The 19,043-nt window shown below is 70.2% G+C and carries 18 protein-coding genes, 1 pseudogene and 1 riboswitch; of the genes and pseudogenes, 7 read left to right on the forward strand and 12 right to left on the reverse strand.

Translation table 11 applies throughout. The features are described from left to right. Nucleotides 1-26: 26 nt before the first annotated feature. The 4 genes from OHA17_RS12305 to OHA17_RS12320 all read right to left on the reverse strand — a co-directional run bounded on the left by OHA17_RS12305 (nucleotide 27) and on the right by OHA17_RS12320 (nucleotide 3,922). Nucleotides 27-1,031 (reverse strand): ABC transporter permease, encoded by a 1,005-nt coding sequence (locus tag OHA17_RS12305; RefSeq protein ID WP_398879413.1) that lies wholly within the window; start codon nucleotides 1,029-1,031, stop codon nucleotides 27-29. 388 nt (nucleotides 1,032-1,419) lie between these two features. Continuing rightward, nucleotides 1,420-2,217, reverse strand: coding sequence for an enhanced serine sensitivity protein SseB C-terminal domain-containing protein (locus tag OHA17_RS12310; RefSeq protein WP_406506570.1), 798 nt, complete (start codon nucleotides 2,215-2,217; stop codon nucleotides 1,420-1,422). Nucleotides 2,218-2,385: 168 nt separating this feature from the next. Next, nucleotides 2,386-3,159 carry an enhanced serine sensitivity protein SseB gene (locus OHA17_RS12315; protein WP_406506572.1) on the reverse strand — a complete coding sequence of 258 codons (774 nt, stop codon included), beginning with the start codon at nucleotides 3,157-3,159 and terminating at the stop codon, nucleotides 2,386-2,388. Nucleotides 3,160-3,265: 106 nt separating this feature from the next. After that, nucleotides 3,266-3,922: an AAA family ATPase gene (locus tag OHA17_RS12320; protein ID WP_406506574.1), complete on the reverse strand. Its 657-nt coding sequence runs from the start codon at nucleotides 3,920-3,922 to the stop codon at nucleotides 3,266-3,268. A 129-nt stretch (nucleotides 3,923-4,051) separates the two neighbouring features. Continuing rightward, nucleotides 4,052-4,149, forward strand: a riboswitch (glycine riboswitch). 153 nt (nucleotides 4,150-4,302) lie between these two features. Between OHA17_RS12320 and gcvT the strand changes: the two genes are divergently transcribed. From gcvT to OHA17_RS12340, 4 genes are all read left to right on the forward strand, one after another. Further along, nucleotides 4,303-5,418, forward strand: coding sequence for a glycine cleavage system aminomethyltransferase GcvT (gene gcvT / locus OHA17_RS12325; protein ID WP_398879406.1), 1,116 nt, complete (start codon nucleotides 4,303-4,305; stop codon nucleotides 5,416-5,418). A gap of 100 nt (nucleotides 5,419-5,518) precedes the next feature. Further along, on the forward strand, nucleotides 5,519-5,893 hold the full coding sequence (gene gcvH, locus OHA17_RS12330; protein ID WP_344376580.1) for a glycine cleavage system protein GcvH: 375 nt from the start codon (nucleotides 5,519-5,521) through the stop codon (nucleotides 5,891-5,893). A gap of 32 nt (nucleotides 5,894-5,925) precedes the next feature. Then, nucleotides 5,926-7,185, forward strand: a complete 1,260-nt coding sequence (gene glyA, locus OHA17_RS12335) for a serine hydroxymethyltransferase (RefSeq protein ID WP_053726214.1) — start codon at nucleotides 5,926-5,928, stop codon at nucleotides 7,183-7,185. Between the two features lie 155 nt (nucleotides 7,186-7,340). Next, nucleotides 7,341-8,711 (forward strand): L-serine ammonia-lyase, encoded by a 1,371-nt coding sequence (locus OHA17_RS12340; protein WP_406506577.1) that lies wholly within the window; start codon nucleotides 7,341-7,343, stop codon nucleotides 8,709-8,711. A 94-nt stretch (nucleotides 8,712-8,805) separates the two neighbouring features. Here OHA17_RS12340 and OHA17_RS12345 read toward each other — a convergent pair. From OHA17_RS12345 to OHA17_RS12355, 3 genes and pseudogenes are all read right to left on the reverse strand, one after another. Then, a pseudogene (locus OHA17_RS12345) lies at nucleotides 8,806-9,468 on the reverse strand (NADPH-dependent F420 reductase); the annotation flags it as partial. Nucleotides 9,469-9,594: 126 nt separating this feature from the next. Further along, nucleotides 9,595-9,807: an EF-hand domain-containing protein gene (locus OHA17_RS12350; RefSeq protein WP_053726211.1), complete on the reverse strand. Its 213-nt coding sequence runs from the start codon at nucleotides 9,805-9,807 to the stop codon at nucleotides 9,595-9,597. 56 nt (nucleotides 9,808-9,863) lie between these two features. Then, nucleotides 9,864-10,784 carry a MerR family transcriptional regulator gene (locus OHA17_RS12355; protein WP_406506579.1) on the reverse strand — a complete coding sequence of 307 codons (921 nt, stop codon included), beginning with the start codon at nucleotides 10,782-10,784 and terminating at the stop codon, nucleotides 9,864-9,866. 67 nt (nucleotides 10,785-10,851) lie between these two features. On the opposite strand from OHA17_RS12355, the gene OHA17_RS12360 reads away from it, so the two are divergent. The 3 genes from OHA17_RS12360 to OHA17_RS12370 all read left to right on the forward strand — a co-directional run bounded on the left by OHA17_RS12360 (nucleotide 10,852) and on the right by OHA17_RS12370 (nucleotide 13,575). After that, entirely contained in the window at nucleotides 10,852-11,490 is a 639-nt protein-coding gene (locus tag OHA17_RS12360; RefSeq protein ID WP_406506581.1) for a GNAT family N-acetyltransferase, read from the forward strand. Nucleotides 11,491-11,692: 202 nt separating this feature from the next. Further along, nucleotides 11,693-12,388: a tRNA-dependent cyclodipeptide synthase gene (locus tag OHA17_RS12365; RefSeq protein WP_406506583.1), complete on the forward strand. Its 696-nt coding sequence runs from the start codon at nucleotides 11,693-11,695 to the stop codon at nucleotides 12,386-12,388. Further along, nucleotides 12,385-13,575, forward strand: coding sequence for a cytochrome P450 (locus OHA17_RS12370; protein ID WP_053726207.1), 1,191 nt, complete (start codon nucleotides 12,385-12,387; stop codon nucleotides 13,573-13,575). The genes OHA17_RS12365 and OHA17_RS12370 overlap by 4 nt, the downstream gene beginning before the upstream one ends. Nucleotides 13,576-13,639: 64 nt before the next feature. Here OHA17_RS12370 and OHA17_RS12375 read toward each other — a convergent pair whose 3' ends face one another. The 5 genes from OHA17_RS12375 to OHA17_RS12395 all read right to left on the reverse strand — a co-directional run bounded on the left by OHA17_RS12375 (nucleotide 13,640) and on the right by OHA17_RS12395 (nucleotide 18,937). Continuing rightward, the gene (locus OHA17_RS12375) at nucleotides 13,640-14,833 is read right to left on the reverse strand and encodes a YncE family protein (protein WP_053726206.1); all 1,194 of its coding nucleotides are present in this window, start codon (nucleotides 14,831-14,833) and stop codon (nucleotides 13,640-13,642) included. After that, complete coding sequence (locus OHA17_RS12380; RefSeq protein WP_406506586.1) at nucleotides 14,833-15,654, reverse strand: polysaccharide deacetylase family protein; 822 nt, start codon at nucleotides 15,652-15,654, stop codon at nucleotides 14,833-14,835. Before OHA17_RS12380 ends, OHA17_RS12375 begins: the two co-directional genes overlap by 1 nt. Before the next feature lie 399 nt (nucleotides 15,655-16,053). After that, nucleotides 16,054-16,557, reverse strand: a complete 504-nt coding sequence (locus tag OHA17_RS12385; protein ID WP_053726204.1) for an ATP-binding protein — start codon at nucleotides 16,555-16,557, stop codon at nucleotides 16,054-16,056. 285 nt (nucleotides 16,558-16,842) lie between these two features. Beyond that, nucleotides 16,843-17,610, reverse strand: a complete 768-nt coding sequence (locus OHA17_RS12390) for an enoyl-CoA hydratase/isomerase family protein (protein WP_398879388.1) — start codon at nucleotides 17,608-17,610, stop codon at nucleotides 16,843-16,845. 82 nt (nucleotides 17,611-17,692) lie between these two features. Beyond that, nucleotides 17,693-18,937 carry an Ig-like domain-containing protein gene (locus OHA17_RS12395; protein WP_406506589.1) on the reverse strand — a complete coding sequence of 415 codons (1,245 nt, stop codon included), beginning with the start codon at nucleotides 18,935-18,937 and terminating at the stop codon, nucleotides 17,693-17,695. Nucleotides 18,938-19,043 lie beyond the last annotated feature (106 nt).

Consider the following 19,043-nt stretch of genomic DNA (forward strand, 5'->3'; position numbering starts at 1 on the left):
CGGGCCGGAGTCTTCGAATTCCCGCATCAGCGGGTGCCCTTCGGGTCGAAGGCGTCGCGGACGCCGTCGCCGAAGAGGTTGAACGCCATCACGGTGATGAAGATCGCCAGACCCGGGATGATCATGAACATGGGATCGGACTGGTAGGTCGCGATCGCCGTCGACAGCATCTGTCCCCAGGAGGCCGTGGGCGGCTTGACGCCCGCTCCCAGGAAGCTGAGCGCCGCCTCGGTGAGGATGTTCGTCGGGATCATCAGCGTCATGTAGACGGTGATCGGCGCGATGAGGTTGGGCAGCAGCTCCTTGAACAGGATGTAGCCGCGCCCCGCGCCGAGGCTGCGCGCCGCCTCCACGTACTCGCGCTCGCGCAGCGACAGTGTCTGGCCGCGCACGATGCGCCCGACGTACGGCCATCCGAAGAAGCCGATGACCAGGATCATCACGAGCAGCCGGACCCCGGTGCCGCTGAGCCCGAACAGCTGGGTGGGGACCACGGAGATCAGCGCGATGATGAAGAGCAGCTGCGGGAAGGAGAGCAGCATGTCCATCACGCGGCTGATGATCGCGTCGAGCCAGCCGCCGAAGTAGCCGGCGATCACGCCGAGTACGGTGCCGACGAGGACCGCGAAGACCGCCGCGAGGAAGCCCACGAGCAGCGAGATCCGCGCTCCGTAGACGATCCGGCTGAACACGTCGCGGCCGTTGACCGGCTCAACTCCCAGCAGGAAGTGCGAGTTGATGCCGCCCCAGCTGCCGACCGGCGTGGAGAGCAGCGGGTCGATCTGGTCCTCGTGGAAGTCGTCCGGCGGATGTCCGAACGCGTCGACGATCAAAGGCGCGAAGATCGCGACGAGGACCAGGAACACGACAACGATGCCACCGGTGAGGGCGAGCTTGTCCTTCTTCAGCCGGTTCCAGGCGATACGGCCCAGCGACCGCCCCTCGACCGCTCTGGTCTCGCCGCTGGGCGTGACACTGATGTCCGCGGTCGGGTCCGCGTCGGCGGGTGTGTCGTGCAATGGTGCCGTCATCGTGGCAAGGACCCCTCTCAACCGGCGGTGACCGGCCCGCACTTGCCGCTGTAGCGGCGCGTTCCCATCAGCAGTGCGAGCGGAGGGCGACACCAAGCAGCGGGTCGAGCTGCTCGCACAAGGGCCCGAACGGCCCTGCATGCCGGGAGTCTTCAATGGCCTCGCGATCACCCGCCAGACCTGACGGCGAAAGTATGCGCAAACGTGATGCGGAGAGGGGGTTTCCGTTATCCGGACGCGGGTGAACCAGGGGCGGACATGGGGAAGTTGGGGCGCAAGCGGCGCCCGGGACTATTGCGGTCTTCGCCCCATCAGAACGGACATTCCCCTTACGCGAGGGGGAAGTTGTCGGGGTCTGTCCCGGTTGGTGTGCCGCGCGGGGCCGGATTCAGTACGTGCGCGGGGCGGCCGGCGGGTAGCCGTACCCGGCGGTCCCGGGGGCCGGGGCGGCGTGCGCCTCGCGGTCGTAGAACGGCCGGGCGTTGGCTTTCAGCCACATGCCGACCGGGTCGTACTCGTCCGACATCGCGACCGTGGACACCGCGAGCCCGTCCGGCACGGCGGCGACGGACTGCTGCATCATCGCCCGCACCGCGTCGACCGACTGCGGGCCGGTGTCGTAGAGGTCGAGCCCGATGGCGAGGTACGGCGTGCCGAGCGCGGGCTGCACCCAGGCGCGGCGCAGCGAGCGCACGGCCGGGGTGCGGTGCGCGTGCTGCGTGAGCAGGGCGTAGAACTGCGGGATCTCCACGGCCGGTTCGGAGAGCCGCAGCGGCCCGGCCGGCATCCGGTCCAGGCCCGTGGCGATCCGCCGCAGATCGGTCCAGGGGATGCCGACGCCGCCGCCGGGGGCGTGCGGATTCAGCCAGATCCCGTACCGGTCGGGGTAGAGGGCGCGGGCGACCTCCAAGGCGCCGGTCACTTCGTGCGCCCGGTTCCAGCCGCTGGCGGAGAGCTCCTGCGCGGAGGTGACACAGGGCGCGTACGCGACGCCGTCGACCTCCATGTTTCCGTACTGCGCGTCCGGGGAGCCCGGCCGGCCGTTCCACAGCAGCATCCAGAGCCGGCCGGTCGCGGGGTCGGCGAGGGCGTGGAGCAGCGCCTCGTACACGTCGTAGCGCCCGGGCGTCACCTGGCGCAGCATGTGCTCGACCTGCCCGGCCGCCGCGGTGCCTGACGCGCTCACCCTGGGTCCCGCCCCTCTTCGATCCACCGTGCCGACGCCTGCGCCGCCCCGCAGCCCCGGGCACACGCGTGCGGCTGCGGGGATGCAAGGGTCATGAAACCAGGTTAAGCCGCCGTACAGACACCGCCATGACCCGGCGGGGACGTGCCGCGACGTACCCGGCGGTTGCTACTGGGCCCGCGTGTAGAACGGGCGCACCCGCTCGCGCATCCACGTGGCGACCGGGTCCTGGGTCACATCGAGCAGGACCAGGTTGACCGGCCAGCCGACCGGGACGCGGCCGAGCGCGCGGCCGAGCGCCTCCATGGGGGCGTTGCGGCCCGCCCCGTCCCAGGTGGAGAACTCCACTGCGATGAAGAGCGTGGGCGAATCCCCCTCGATGGAGGCGAGCGCGCGGCGGGCGCTGAGCACCACGCCGGTCGCCTCGAACTCCTGGGAGGCCGCGCCCAGGAAGTCCACCGGATCCTCCTGCCAGTCCGGCTCGAAGAGGCGCACCCGGGCGCCGGACGCGGGTCCGTCGAGGGCGGTACGCCCGGTGCGGCACAGCTCGGCCACGGCAGGCGGGGGCAGCGGCATCCCGACCGCGCCCTCGGGGTTGACCACGACACCGAGCTGCGGCGGGAGCCCGCGGGCGAACTCGACGGCGGGCGCCACCGCGAACGACATGTGGGAGCCGACGCACTGCCGGAACTGCTGCTCGGAGCTGTAGACGGGGACGTAGGGGGCGCCGTCGAGCTGCATGGTGGGCAGGTCGAGGTCGGCGCTGTCCTGGCCGCCGCCGTTGGGCAGCGGCACCCATACGACGCTGCGGCCGAGCACCTCTATGAGGCGGGGGCCCGCGTCGGCGTGGCCGAGCGCCGCCGCCAGTGTCTCTTCGAGCTCGTTGCCCGGCCAGCCTCCGCCGCCGTGCGGATGCGCGAATGCCTGCCCCGGAAAGTTCATGTGCCGTCCTTCTCCCCCGACTGCTGCCGTGCCCCACGACCCTAGCGCCGAGGGTGCGACAGGAGGAAAGGGTGCCCGGAAAGGGCCCCGCGCGCGCCAGGGGGCGCTACTCGGAGAAGCCGATCCGGCGCAGCACGGTGGCCGACTCCCGGTCGAGCAGGACCGCGCCGGCACAGCCGGTCGGCAGCCGCCCGGCCTCCACCTGGGCTATGAGGCGGCGGGCCGCGCCGCGGTGCCGGGCGAAGGCGTACTTCGACACCCAGCGGCCCCGGATCGCCTGGCCCTCCAGGGCGGTGCCGGCCGGCACGTCGAGCACGACGAGCCGCAGCGCGCGTCCCCTGCGCCGGGCGCCCCGGCCCAGCCAGTGCCGCACCCATGCCTGCGTGCCGCAGTCGTGCACGACGAGGCTGTCTCCGGAGCGCAGCGCCCACCAGGTCCTGGCGAAGTGCGCGGTCCGGGTCAGCGGGCGGTACAGGGCGTACGGAATGCCGGGGAGCCGGCGCTGCCAGGCGAGGCGGGTGTCCTGGGAGTCGATGCGGCGGTCGGTGACGGCGCGGCGCATCAGCGTCGTCTTGCCGCTGCCGGGCAGGCCCGACACCACCACGACGTCGCCCGCGTCGAAGAGCAGCTCCGGTGGCGTGTGCCCGGGCCGCCCGCGCAGATCCCGCACCGCCGGCCGCGTCTGTCCTCCCGGCCCCTGCCGACCAGGGCCTTTTGGCGTGGGGACCTCCCGCACCTGGCCCGTGTTCCGTCCAACCGTCATGGCACTCCCCCCTGTTCGGGTCCCGCGACCCCTGCCCACGAAGTGTAAAGAGACGGTAATAGGTCACCGGCGATGTGACGCTTCCGGGATGCGTGCAATGATGTGCGCGCCAACTGCATACCGGCCGTTCGAATCCGCGCGGGAGAGTCCTCAGCAGCTGTGAGCTGGGGCGCCGAAGGAGCAAGTTCCTCCCTTGAATCTCTCAGGCCCCGTACCGCGCGGACGAGGCAGATCTGAAAAGCGGGCCGTCCCCTGCCGGGCGTCCCCACCCAAGGTGCAAGCCGTGCCGCGCAACGCGCGCCGGTGAACCTCTCAGGTTCCGATGACAGATGGGGAGGATGTCCTCGACCGTCATGCCCCGGGACCTTGGAGCCACTTCCATGAGCAACGCCCCCCGCCTCACCGCCCTCGATGCACTGCATCGTTCGCTGGGCGCCACGATGACCGACTTCGCGGGCTGGGACATGCCGCTGCGGTACGGGAGCGAGCGCGACGAGCACACCGCCGTACGGACCCGCGCCGGGCTCTTCGACCTGTCCCACATGGGCGAGATCACCGTCACCGGGCCCGAGGCCATGAAGGCGCTGAACTACGCCCTGGTCGGCAACATCGCCACCATCGGCCCCGGCCGCGCCCGGTACACGATGATCTGCCAGGAGGACGGCGGCATCGTCGACGACCTGATCGTCTACCGCCTGGGTGAGACGGAGTACATGGTTGTCGCGAACGCGGGCAACGCGCAGATCGTGCTCGACGCGATCACCGAGCGCGCGGCCGGCTTCGACGCCGAGGTCCGCGACGACCGCGACGCGTACGCGCTGATCGCCGTGCAGGGCCCCGAGTCCCCCGGCATCCTCAAGTCCGTCACGGACGCCGACCTGGACGGCCTGAAGTACTACGCGGGCCTGCCCGGCACCGTCGCCGGTGTCCCCGCCCTGATCGCCCGCACCGGCTACACCGGCGAGGACGGCTTCGAGCTGTTCGTCGCCCCCGAGCACGCCGAGCAGCTGTGGCGCGCGCTGACCGAGGCCGGCCAGGACGCGGGCCTCGTGCCGTGCGGCCTGTCCTGCCGCGACACGCTGCGCCTGGAGGCGGGCATGCCGTTGTACGGGCACGAGCTGACCACCGGGCTCACCCCCTTCGACGCCGGGCTCGGCCGGGTCGTGAAGTTCGAGAAGGACGGCGACTTCGTGGGCCGTACGGCTCTGGAGGCCGCCGCCGAGAAGGCCGCCGCGAACCCGCCGCGCAAGCTGGTCGGCCTGATCGCCGAGGGCCGCCGGGTGCCCCGCGCCGGCTTCTCGGTCGTCGCCGGCGGCGAGGTCGTCGGCGAGGTCACCTCCGGCGCCCCGTCGCCGACCCTGGGCAAGCCGATCGCCATCGCGTACGTGGACGCCGCGCACGCCGCGCCCGGCACCGCCGGGGTCGGCATCGACATCCGCGGGACGCACGAGGCGTACGAGGTCGTCGCGCTGCCCTTCTACAAGCGCGAGAAGTGACCCGCGCGTCCCTGCGGCACCGCCCTTCTCGTCTCGCTGTCCGAGACACTCTTCGAGACCCCGTCACCAGCACTCCCCCGCGTACAGGAGAATTCAGGTCATGAGCAACCCGCAGCAGCTGCGCTACAGCAAGGAGCACGAGTGGCTGTCGAACGCCGAGGACGGCGTGTCGACGGTCGGCATCACGGAGCACGCGGCCAACGCGCTCGGTGACGTCGTGTACGTACAGCTTCCCGAGGTGGGTGACACGGTGACCGCGGGCGAGACTTGCGGCGAGCTGGAGTCCACCAAGTCGGTCAGCGACCTGTACTCCCCCGTGACCGGCGAGGTCGTCGCCGCCAACCAGGACGTCGTGGACGACCCGGCCCTGGTGAACTCCGCTCCGTTCGAGGGCGGCTGGCTGTTCAAGGTGAAGGTCACGGACGAGCCGGGCGACCTGCTCTCCGCCGACGAGTACACCGACTTCGCCAGCTGACCTAGAGACCACAGGGATACAGGGATCGTCTGATGTCGCTTCTGAACCAGCCCCTCCACGAGCTGGACCCGGACGTCGCCGCCGCCGTCGACGCCGAGCTCCACCGTCAGCAGTCCACCCTCGAAATGATCGCCTCGGAGAACTTCGCTCCGGTCGCGGTCATGGAGGCCCAGGGCTCGGTCCTCACCAACAAGTACGCCGAGGGCTACCCGGGTCGCCGCTACTACGGCGGCTGCGAGCACGTCGACGTGGTCGAGCAGATCGCGATCGACCGCATCAAGGCGCTCTTCGGCGCCGAGGCCGCCAACGTGCAGCCCCACTCGGGCGCCCAGGCCAACGCGGCCGCGATGTTCGCGCTGCTCAAGCCGGGCGACACGATCATGGGTCTGAACCTGGCCCACGGCGGCCACCTGACCCACGGCATGAAGATCAACTTCTCCGGCAAGCTCTACAACGTGGTCCCGTACCACGTCGACGAGACCGGCGAGGTCGACATGGCCGAGGTCGAGCGCCTCGCCAAGGAGTCGAAGCCGCAGCTGATCGTGGCCGGCTGGTCCGCCTACCCGCGCCAGCTGGACTTCGCCGCGTTCCGCCGCATCGCGGACGAGGTCGGCGCGTACCTGATGGTCGACATGGCGCACTTCGCCGGCCTGGTCGCCGCGGGTCTGCACCCCAACCCGGTGCCGCACGCCCACGTCGTGACCACCACCACGCACAAGACCCTCGGCGGTCCGCGCGGCGGTGTCATCCTGTCGACGCAGGAGCTCGCCAAGAAGATCAACTCGGCGGTCTTCCCCGGTCAGCAGGGTGGCCCGCTGGAGCACGTGATCGCGGCCAAGGCCGTCTCGTTCAAGGTCGCGGCCTCCGCGGAGTTCAAGGAGCGCCAGCAGCGCACCCTGGACGGCGCCCGGATCCTGGCCGAGCGCCTGGTCCAGGACGACGTGAAGGCCGTCGGTGTCGACGTCCTGACCGGCGGCACCGATGTGCACCTGGTCCTGGTGGACCTGCGCAACTCGGAGCTGGACGGCCAGCAGGCCGAGGACCGCCTCCACGAGGTCGGCATCACGGTCAACCGGAACGCCATCCCGAACGACCCGCGGCCGCCGATGGTCACCTCGGGTCTGCGGATCGGCACCCCGGCGCTCGCCACCCGCGGCTTCGGTGACGACGACTTCCGCGAGGTCGCCGACATCATCGCCGAGGCCCTGAAGCCGGACTTCGACAAGGACGCGCTGGCCGCCCGGGTGTCCGCTCTGGCCGCGAAGCACCCGCTGTACCCCGGCCTGAAGTAGTTTCGTACGCTTTAGTTCCCGGTTCATTCGGGACGAAGCCCCGGGGCACCGCGCACACTGGTAGTGAGCGCGGTGCCCCATCCCATGCTGTGCCAGCTTTGCTCTGCACCACCCCGGCAGACAACGGCGTCTACCAACCCCTCAAGGAGTCCCCCGTGGCCATCTCGGTCTTCGACCTGTTCTCGATCGGCATCGGCCCGTCCAGCTCCCACACCGTCGGCCCGATGCGAGCGGCCCGCATGTTCGCCGCGCGCCTGAAGAACGAGGGCCTCATCGCCCACACCGTGCGGATACGGGCCGAGCTGTACGGCTCGCTCGGCGCCACCGGACACGGCCACGGCACGCCGAAGGCGGTGCTGCTCGGCCTGGAGGGCGCCTCCCCGCGCACGGTCGACGTCGAGACCGCCGACGACCGGGTGGAGCGGATCAAGGAGTCGGGGCGGCTCAACGTGCTGGGCATGCACGAGATCGACTTCGCCTACGACGACGACCTGATCCTGCACCGCCGCAAGGCGCTGCCGTACCACGCCAACGGCATGACGGTCTTCGCGTACGACATCGACGGCGCGCTGATCCTGGAGAAGACGTACTACTCGGTCGGCGGCGGCTTCGTGGTGGACGAGGACGCTGTCGCGGGCGAGAACCCGATCGTGCCGGAGGACACCGTTCTCAAGCACCCCTTCCGCACCGGCGACGAGCTGCTCCGGCTCGCCCGGGACACCGGTCTTTCGATCTCCGCGCTGATGCTGGAGAACGAGAAGGCCTGGCGCACCGAGGACGAGATCCGCTCCGGCCTGCTCGACATCTGGCGGGTCATGCAGGCCTGCGTCTCGCGCGGCATGGCCCGCGAGGGCATCCTGCCCGGCGGCCTCAAGGTCCGCCGCCGCGCCGCCACCACCGCCCGCCAGCTGCGCGCCGAGGGCAACCCCGAGGCGCACGCCATGGAGTGGGCGACGCTGTACGCGATGGCCGTCAACGAGGAGAACGCGGCGGGCGGCCGGGTCGTGACCGCCCCCACCAACGGCGCCGCGGGCATCATCCCGGCGGTGCTTCACTACTACATGAACTTCGTGCCCGGCGCCGATGAGGACGGCATCGTCCGCTTCCTGCTCGCGGCCGGCGCGATCGGCATGCTGTTCAAGGAGAACGCCTCGATCTCCGGCGCCGAGGTCGGCTGCCAGGGCGAGGTCGGCTCCGCCTGCTCGATGGCGGCGGGCGCGCTCGCCGAGGTCCTCGGCGGCACCCCCGAGCAGGTCGAGAACGCGGCCGAGATCGGTATGGAGCACAACCTGGGGCTGACCTGCGACCCGGTCGGCGGCCTCGTCCAGATCCCCTGCATCGAGCGCAACGGCATGGCGGCCGTGAAGGCCGTCACCGCCGCCAAGATGGCGATGCGCGGCGACGGCAGCCACAAGGTGTCCCTGGACAAGGTCATCAAGACGATGAAGGAGACGGGGGCCGACATGAGCGTCAAGTACAAGGAGACGGCCCGCGGCGGCCTCGCCGTCAACATCATCGAATGCTAGGCGCTCCGCGAGGACGGGGGGTCGCGTTTTCAGCTGCGGGCCGTCTGCGGCTGGTCGCGCCGTTCCCCGCACCCCTTGGGGCGCTCGCCCGCGCTCAGAAGCTGTGGGCCGCCGGCCTTTCCTTCGGCGCCGCCGCCAGGGCCTCGGTGACCTCCGCGACGCTGCCCCTCATCCCGTAGACCGGGGTCGCGGGCTGCTGGCGCCAGGAGTCGTCGATGCCGCCCGCGTCCACCGTGTCGAAGCCCAGCTCGTCGATGAGCTCGCGGACCAGCCGCTTGGCGGCCGCGTCGTCGCCGGCCACCGGCAGGGCGATCCGCTCGGGGTCGCCCTGCGGACGCGGCCGGTCGAGCAGGTCCTGCGCGTACGTGCCGTTGAAGGCCTTGATCACCGGGTGGCCGATGTGCTGCTCGGTCCAGCGGCTCTCGGTGAGGCCGTCCTCGATCGCGTCGATCCGGCCGTCGCGCTCCTTGGGGTAGTAGTTCCCGGTGTCGATGACGGCGAAGCCGTCGGCCGCGCCGTCGAGGAAGCCCTTGGGCAGGTCGGGGACGCGCTTCAGCGGGATGGTCACCACGACGACCTGCGCGCCCTTGGCGGCCTCGGCGACGGTGACCGGGGTCGCGCCGGTCTCCTCGGCGAGGGCTGAAAGGGTCTGCGGGCCGCGGGAGTTGGCGACGGAAACCTCGTGGCCGAGCGCGGTGAGGCGGCGGGTCAGGTTGCCGCCGATGTTGCCCGCGCCGATGATGCCGATCTTCATGAGCTGGCCTTCCGGAGATGGTGCCGCGTTGGCATGCTCCGGGGAACTCGCGGTCCCGGGGAGTTATTCCGGGCCGGCCCCGGATGGCGTACCGCGCGAGCGGGATCACGCCACCGGGGCCGATCGGGGTCACTTGTTCAGCGAGGCCCAGAACTCCTCGAAGGAGAGCTTGCCGTCGCCGTTGGCGTCCTTGGCCTTGATGATGGCCTGGGCCACCGTCTCGGTGACGTGGAAGTCGCCCAGCTGCGCCATGACCGCCTTGTACTCGCTCGCGGTGACGCGTCCGTCGCCGTCGATGTCGAGCTTCGCGAACGCCTTGCGCGCCTCTTCGATGTCCGCCACTGGGTCCACCCCTTTGTTGGTGCCTACTGCTTGATGCGTTTCTGACGCGGGTCAGATTAGCTGCCGACGTGCGCGCTCAGTGCGGCGGCCAGCCATTGGAAGGCGGCGGCCGCGCTCGGCGGCTGCTCGTACCCGTTGATGACGGCGAGCAGCTGGAAATAGCGTTCGACGCGCAGGTCCGGGCTGACGCCGACCCGCTCCAGGACGGCCGCCCGGTCGGCGCCCGCGCCGAACAGCTCGGTGAGCAGTGCGTCGGCCTCGGGGCTTTCGGGTGCGACGCCGCGCTCCTGGGCCCCGCACGCGAGCTGGGCGACCTTCTTCGCGAAGGCGAGGTAGGCCTGCGGTTCGCGCGAGCGCTCCCGGAAGCTCTCGGAGTCGGTCTCGGCGATCCGCCGCATCAGCGCCCGGAAGGCCTCGTCCTCGACCAGTTCGGCCAGCTCGATCCAGGCGTCGACCTGGAGCGGGGTGGGGTCGTCGGGCAGCTCTGCGGCCACGCCGCGGACCCGGGCGTGGAAGTGCGGGTTGGTGTCGTCGAGGCCGGCGAACACCTCGTCGGTGAAGTCGTCGATGATCTGCTTGCGCTCGCGCGCGGAGAGCCTGGCCAGCTTGTTCATGAGGGTCGTCTCCTCCGTGTCGGACTGCCGTCGGGCGATGGTCGACAGGACGGCCCGGCTCACCCGGAGCGCCCGGATCTGGGCGTCGAGGGCCGCGACATGGGCCGCGGCGACCTCGGCGACCGTGATCTCCCGGGCGAGCACACGGCGTACGTCGTCCAGGGAGAGCCCCAGTTCGCGCAGGGTGCGCACCAGCTCAAGGCGGGCCACGCACTCGGCGTCGTACAGCCGGTAGCCGCCGTGGGAGCGGCCGACGGGCGGCAGGGCGCCGATGTCGGACCAGTACCGGATGGTGCGCACGGGCAGTCCGGTGCGGCGGGCGAGCTGCCCGATGGTGAAGGTTTCCGGGCCGTCGTCGATCATGTTGTCGAGTGTCCGGTTTCCAGTGGGTGGAGACTCAAGGCCTTGGCGGAAAGAAACGGGGAATTCCATGGATGGCACGCTCGGCGACATTCTGGCGGCCGCGGCGACGGGGCGGTTCCCGCCGGCCGACGGCGGTACGACGGTGGTGGCGCAGCCGGGGCCGCGCGACGCGGGCGTGCTGGCGTTCACCGCGCACTCGGTGATCTTCCTGGACGAGGACGAGGACTGGCTGCGGGCCACGCTGGCCGAGACGAGGGCCGACCCGCTCGGCGCGGCCATGAACCCCGGGTTCCTGGCCGCCCTGATGGCCCGCACCGGCCGCTCGATGAACTGCGTCGACCTGCTGACCTGCGCCCCCGCCCTACCGGGCGGGCCGCCGCTGGCGCTGACCGAGATCGAGGACCCGGAGCATCCGAGGGTGGCGCGGGCCCTGAAGTACCGGGACGACGTACGGGTCTGGGCGGCGGACGGCGGCGTCCTGATACTCGGCCGGGGCGTCGCCGGCCGCTGGGAGGCCGCCATCGAGGTCGACGAGTCCGCGCGCGGCCTGGGACTCGGCGTTCAACTCGCCCTGGCCGCACGACACTTGGTGCCCGAGCCGGTGCTCTGGGCGCAGCAGTCGCCGGGCAACGCGCGCAGTGTGCGCACCTTCCAGGCGGCGGGTTTCCGGCCGGTCGGCTCGGAGGCACTGCTTGTCGCGCACTGATAACGGGTCCAGACCGGCGGGCCCCGGACTCTGACTGTTCGAAACACGGAAAGGGCTGTTTTCCGCCCCCCAAAGAGCAGTTCACGCCAACTTCACGCCGCCACTTCCTCACGCTCCGCACTTGGCGGATAACTTCTTGCTGTCGCCGCCACACCGGGAGCACAGGGCACCCAGGGACTAGCGGCGCTGGGGCGTTACAGCTGTGACCATCACAACTGAAGCATTCACCGTGCAGCCCTTCACGCGAAGTTGCCACCACATATGGGACGAGGGCGATCACGTCCTCATCGGTGTGAGTCCGGGAAACAGCTATTTCAGCGCCGGCCGCATCACCGAACTCGTCCGCTGGGCTTCGGCACGGTTCTCCCGCATCGACATCGTGTACGCCGACCTCCATGTGGCCGAGCTGTTCAGCGCGCTCGGCTACGACGAGGAGCACGCGGTACGGCGCGCCTCGAAAGAACTCAAGGCGGTACGCCGCAGAATTCTGCGCGGCGTCGAAGAGGCCGGCTCGCCGGGCATACCCGTCGGCGTGCACGGGCTCTCCGAATTCGCCGGTAATCCGGTCTACGAACTCCTGCACCGGCGGGTGCGGCATTTCCTTGCCACCGATCCGCATTTCCGGGCCGGCTGCGAGCGCATGGCCGGGCACTTCCTCTCCACGAAGGTCGGCGGGCCGGCCGCGAGCGCGGAACAGCTCGCCGCCTGCCTCGACTACATCGCCGCGGAACTCCCCTTCTTCCTGGACACTCCGGGCATCCTCGGCGTCCCCTCCTCGGTGTCGGCCTACCACGCGCCGATCCCGCTGACCGAGCTCCTCTACGCGAAGGGCGGCGGCTTGCGCGCCTCCCGCAATCAGGCCTACGCCGTGGTGCGCCCGGAAGGAATCGCCGCATGACCCCCGAGCCCGTACTCGACTTCCCGCTCTCGCGCCGCGGTGACGTCCTGCCCGAGGAGTGCGCCTGGCTGCGCGAGAAGCAGCCGGTGGCCCGGGTGCGTACGCTCACCGGCGACCAGGCCTGGCTGGTGAGCAGCCACGCGCTGGCCAAACAGGTCCTGGAGGACGCGCGGTTCAGCCTGAAGGACACCGCGAACGCCGGGGTGCCCCGCCAGTACGCGCTGACGATCCCGCCCGAGGTCGTCAACAACATGGGCAACATCAACAGCGCCGGGCTTCGCACCGCCGTGATGAAGTCCCTCAGCCCGCGCGCCGACGGCCTCGCCGGTCAACTCCGCGTCCGGGCAGGAGAGTTCATCGACGCGCTGCTCACCGAGGGCCCGCCGGCCGACCTCCGGGCGGGGTTCGCCGACCCCTTCTCGGCGGCGCTGCACTGCCAGGTGATCGGGGTGCCGTTCGCGGACTGGCGCCGGCTCATGTCCGGCCTGGACACCGCCTTCATGACCAGCGCGCACACCTTCGAGGGTGCCGGGCTCAACTGGTACAAAGACCTCGGGTACATGGTGGAGCGCCTCAACGCGCCAGGCCTGGACCCCGACAGCCTGCTCGGCCGGCTCGCGGCGCTGCGCGAGGACCAGGAGTCCGCGCACCTCACGGACGAGATGCTGGCGACGGTCGCGGTGTCCATGTTCGGCGCGGGCGCGGTCTCCACCTCCGCGTTCCTGATCCTCGCGATCCTGGCGCTGCTCCAGCACCCGGAGCTGATCACCCATCTGCGCGAGCACCCCGAGCGCATGGGCCGCGCGGTGGAGGAGCTCCTGCGCTGGAACCTGTCGATCGGCGACGGGCTGCCCCGGCTCGCCCTGGAGGACGTGACGCTGGGCGAAGTCCTCGTGAAGAAGGGCGAGTTGGTGCTCGTCCTGGTCGAGGGCGCCAACTTCGACCCGGAGGTCTTCACCGACCCCCAGCGCCTCGACCTCGACCGGGAGCACAACCCGCATCTCTCGTTCGGCGCCGGGCGGCACTTCTGCCCGGCCACGGGACTCGGCCGGCTGCACGCCGAGACGGCGCTCTCGGTCCTGGTGGACCGGATGCCGGGGCTGCGCCTCGCAGTCCCGGCCGAACAGCTGGTGTGGCGTACGGGATTCATCAAGCGCCTGCCGGAGCGGCTGCCCGTGCTGTGGTGACACGGAGGTGCCCCGGGACCGGCGGACCCCGGGGCACCTCGCCGTCGTACGCCTCCGCTCGCGCTCAGCGGAAGATGCCGGTGTGGCCGAGCGAGTACCGGCCGGGCTGCGGGTAGACGGCGAGGCCGTGCGGGCCCGAGCCGACCGGGATGCGGGCCAGCTCCTTGCCGGTGGCGGTGTCGATGGCGTACACCTCGGAGTTGTAGCGGCCGGACAGCCAGAGCACCTTGCCGTCGGCGGAGACGCCGCCCATGTCGGGGCTGCCGCCGTCCGGCAACTCCCACTTCTTGGTGAGCTTGTTCTTGGTGAAGTCGAAGATGGAGATGGTGCCCTCGCCCCGGTTGGAGATGTACATCTCCTTGGAGTCGCGGCTGATGTAGAGGCCGTGGCAGCCCTTGCCGGTGGGCAGCAGGGTCGGCGTGGTGAACTTGTCGCCGTCCAGGACCCACATGCCGTGCGCCATCATGTCGGCGATGTAGAAGGTCTTTCCGTCCGGGGACATCTTCACGTCCTGCGGCATCGCCCCGTCGAAGGGCAGCTTCTGGTGGGCGATGACCTCCATCTTCTCCGTGTCGACCTTGAGCAGCTCGCCGGAGAACTCGCAGGAGACGATGAAGTACCGCCCGTCCATGGAGAAGTCGGCGTGGTTGACGCCCGCACAGGTCACCGGGACGGTCTTGACCCGGTTCATGCTGACCGGGTCGCGGAAGACGAGCTCGCGGTCCTTGGAGGCCATCACGACGGCGTACTTGCCGTTCGGCGTGAAGTAGAGGTTGTACGGGTCCGAGACCTGGACGGTGCGCCCGGTCTTGCCGGTCGCCGGGTCGATGGCGGTGAGCGAGTCGCCGAGGTCGTTGTTGACCCAGAGCGTCTTCATGTCCCAGGACGGCACGACGTGCTGCGGCTGGTGGCCGACCGGAATCGTCTCGATGACCTTGTACGTGGCCGGGTCGATCACGGACACCGTGTTGGAGTTGGTGTTGGGCACGTACACGCGCGGCAGGAAGTTCTTGACGGCCGGCTGGAGGGCGTTCGGCCGGTCCGCGGCGTAGGCGTCCTTCGAGTCCAGGACGGGCGGCATCCCGGGCAGGCCCTGCGGCACGGCCTTCTTGGCGGCCGGGGGCGGCAGGGCCGCCTTGGTGCTGAGCGCCTCGTCCTTGTGGTCGGCGCCCGAACCGCAGCCGACCAGCGCCGCGAGCAGGGCTGCCGAGAGCAGCACGGTGATCCTCTTCGTTACGGCCTTCGTTGCGGTCGGCATCAGATCAGCAGCTCCGTGGTCGTGACCGCGCGCAGTCGGCGGCGTTCCAGTTCGGCGAGTAGGGCGGGCAGCGCGGCGACCGTGTCCGCATAGCCGAAGTGCAGGCTCACCACCGATCCGTTGCGGATCTGCCCGGTGACGTTGCGGGTGACGGCCGCGGCACCGGGCGAGGTGAAGTCGAGCGAGTCGACGTCGTACGACAGAACGTGCGGGTACCCCGCCTTCCGGGCCAGTCTCTGAACGAGCGGTGTCGCGTACTGGGCACGGGAGGGCCTGAACCAGGTCCCGATGGAGCCGGTGAGCCTACGCAGCCGGTCCGCGCAGCCCGTGATCTCGGCGTACGCCGCCGCCTCGTCCATGGCCCCGATGTCGATGTGGTGCTGGGTGTGGTTGCCCAGCTCGTGGCCGCCGTCGAGGATGCGGCGGGCCATCGCGGGCTGCTCGTCGAGCCAGCTGCCGACGGCGAGGACGGTGACTTTGGCACCGGCCTTCTCGGCCTCGCCGAGCAGGGTCGTGGCGATCTTCGGATCGCCCTGGCCGTGGAAGGTGAGCGCGACCTGGGGGCGGCCCCGGGGGCCGCTGCTGATCTGGACCGGCTGCCCGGGGAAGGCGCGGGGGGCCGGTGCGGGACGTGGGACCTTGGGGCGGGCGGGAGCGGCGGCCGTCGTGGAGGCGGACGGCTGGGGCTTCGGAGAGTCGGCCGGCTGCTCGCCGGCGTGGTCGTCCGAACAGCCTGCCGTGAATGCCCCCACGATGGCCGCGCCCGCCCCGGCCCGCAGGGCGCTGCGGCGGTCGACGGCACGGGGTGATGGATTCGACACATGGACATTTAAGTGGGCCGAAGGACGGTTGGTAACGATTGACCCATTTCAGGACCTCTGCGGGTCGCGGCTGCCCGAAGGTGACCGGAGGCGACCGAGTCGCTGATTCACTCAGCACCTCCGATATTTATTCATGCTTTAGAAGGTGCGTGCTCTAGCTCACCTACGATTCACAGCTAAACTGTCATGGTTCATGGCGTTATGTCCGACTAAGGACTTTTGATGATGGGCCGCCCATCTGTCATAGTCGGAGCCACGACCCCCATTGACCCGGGCCAGGTCGTCTTCAGTCGTCGTGGATCACACCCCCCCCCAGATCCACGGCGCTCCACAGAAGCCCCCGCGGCGCCGCATCCGGCAGCCAGGGGGCTTCTGTGATTCGACGGGGCCTTCGGCGGCTCAGCGGTCGGCGACACGCATCTCGAACCAGGTGGTCTTGCCGCGCGGCAGCAGGTCCACGCCCCAGCGGTCGGAGAGCTTGTCGACGAGGAAGAGGCCGCGGCCGCTGATGTCGAGCTCGTGCACCGGCATCAGACAGGGCAGGCCGCGCGAGGGGTCACGGACCTCGATCCGGATCCAGCCCCGGCGGCGCAGCATGCGCAGACCGAAGACGCGGGCTCCGGTGTGCCGCACCGCATTGCCGACGAGCTCGGAGACGAGGAGCACGGCGTGCTCGGCGAGTGTCGGCGAGAGCGCCCACTGGCGCAGTACGACGGACTGCGTGATCCGGCGGGCCGTGGCGGCGGACTCCGGACGTGAGGGCAGCCGGACCTCTTCCTCCGTCGGATTCCCGAACAACTCCAGCGCCTTCAGCGCCACTTCGTCGTCGGCGGACGGCATCCACCGTGCTGCGGTCGCACTCACACGCTGCGCCGGTTGTTCCACACCCTCCAGCCCCGCCATGCCACCATCATGGCGGCCCGGCGCGGCCTCCGGGGCCGTTCCGAAGGAATCGAGCCCCCGGAACCTGACGTTCCGGAGGCTCGTTCTGGCATATGACGGGGGCAGTCGATGACCCAATGCACCCGCCCTGACCTGCGGTGACGTGATGCGTTTGCTTGATCACCAAGCGTTCCGAAGGGGTTTTCCTTAAGGTGCGCTTAAGGCTGTGCTAATCCCCCCACAGGGTGTACACACTGCCCTCACATGTACACCGCCGTTGACCCCGGCCACTCAACTCCCGTGCGTTCAGAGGAACTTGGCCTTGCCCGGGCCCTCCTCGACGAAGCTGCGCATGCCCCGCTCGCGGTCCTCGGTCGCGAACAGGCCCGCGAACCAGTTGCGTTCAACAGCGAGGCCGGTGTCGATGTCCGTCTCCAGACCGGCGTCGATGGACTCCTTGGCGGCGCGCAGCGCGATGGCCGGGCCCTGGGCGAGGCGCGCGGCCCAGGCGACGGCCCGCTCGTACACCTCAGCGGCCGGCACCACCTGGTCGACCAGGCCCATGGCCAGCGCCTCGTCCGCCTTCACCTGACGGCCCGTGAAGATGAGGTCCTTGGCCTTGGACGGGCCCACCAGGCGCGCGAGGCGCTGGGTGCCGCCGGCGCCCGGGATGAGGCCGAGCAGGATCTCGGGCTGGCCGAGCTTGGCGTTCTCACCGGCGATGCGGAAGTCGGCGCAGAGCGCCAGCTCGCAGCCGCCGCCCAGCGCGTAGCCGGTGACGGCCGCCACGACCGGCTTGGGGATCTTGGCGACGGCGGTGAAGGCGTCCTGCAGCGCCCGGCCGCGTACGACCATCGCCGCGTGGTCCATGGCCTGCATCTCCTTGATGTCCGCGCCCGCCGCGAACAGCTTCTCGCCGCCGTACAGGACCACCGCCCGCACGTCCTCGCGCCGGGCCGCCTCCTCGGCGAGCTCGCGCAGCCGGTCCTGGCTCGCGATGTCGAGGGCGTTCATCGGAGGGCGGTCCAGGCGGATGGTGCCGACGCCTTCGGAAACTTCGAGGTTCACAGTCATGGAGGCAGGTTAACGGTCACTAACGACAACGGACCCGGTGCTGTCGGTCACAGCACCGGGTCCGTCGGGAGTTCGTCCGGGCCTACTTGGTCCAGTCCGCCCAGGAGAGGTTCCAGCCGTTGAGGCCGTTGTCGGGCTGGATGACCTTGTCCTTGGAGTTCTTCACGACGACCACGTCGCCGATCAGGGAGTTGTTGTAGAACCAGGCGGCCGGCGTGGACGGGTCGCCCGCACCACGCGCGTCCTCCAGACCGACGCAGCCGTGGCTGGTGTTGGCCGAGCCGAACACCGACGGGTCGCCCCAGTAGTTGCCGTGGATGAAGGTGCCGGAGCTCGACAGGCGCATCGCGTGCGGCACGTCCTTGATGTCGTACTCGCCGCCGAAGCCGACGGTGGCGCCGTTCATCCGGGTCACCTCGTACTTCTCGCTGATGACCATCTGCCCGTTGTACGTGGTGTTCGCCGGGGAGCCCGCGCTGATCGGGATGGTCTTCAGGGGCTTGCCGTCGCGCTCCACCTTCATGGTGTGGGCGCTCGCGTCCACGGTGGAGACCTGGGAGCGGCCGATGGTGAAGTGGATGGTGCGGGTCTGCTTGCCGTAGACACCGGGCCGGCCCTCGACGCCGTCGAGGTTGAACTTGACGGTCACCTTGGTGCCGGGCGCCCAGTACTGCTCGGGCCGGAAGTCGAGGCGGTCGTTGCCGAACCAGTGGCCCTCGACCGGGACGGACGGCTCGGCCGTCACGGTGATCGCCTTCTCGACCGCGTCCGGGTTGGTGATGCCGCGGCTGAAGTTGATGGAGACCGGCATGCCGACGCCGACGGTGGAGCCGTCCTCGGGCACGTACTGGCCGATGAAGGTGTTGGTCGGCACGAGGGTGGTGAAGGTGGTGTCCTTGGCGGACTCGCGGCCCTTGGCGTCCTTGGCGACCGCGTGGACCTTGTACTGCGTCGCGGAGGCGAGGTGCTGGTCCGGGGCCCAGCCGAGGCCGTCCGCGGATATCTTCCCGGCGACTGCGTTGCCCTTGCTGTCGGCCACCGTGACGGCGGACAGCTTGCCCTTGTCGGCGGATATCTTCAGCGCGCCGTTGGTGGCCACGTCCTTGGCGTTGTCGGCCGGCAGGATGGTGACCACGGCCTCGGAGGCCTTGGTGTCCTCGGCGGCGCTTCCGCTGCCCGCCTTGGCCTTGGAGCTGGAGCCGTCGCCCCCGCCGCATGCGGTGACGAGGAGCAGCATCGCCCCGAAGAGGAGGGCCAGCAGTGCGCTGCCCTGGCGACCGCGTCGTCCGGCCCCGGCCGAAGCCCCCGAAATAGGCTGCCCGTTCAAGACTTTTTCTCCCCTCGCACGGCGTGGCCCCGCCACCGCCCGTACTCACTCACCCCCGCGCGCGTCATCGCGCACGCACGGCGCTAGATAATCACACCGGACGGGC

Origin of the sequence: Streptomyces sp. NBC_00212, from assembly GCF_045206365.1 — a bacterium.
Taxonomy (GTDB): domain Bacteria; phylum Actinomycetota; class Actinomycetes; order Streptomycetales; family Streptomycetaceae; genus Streptomyces.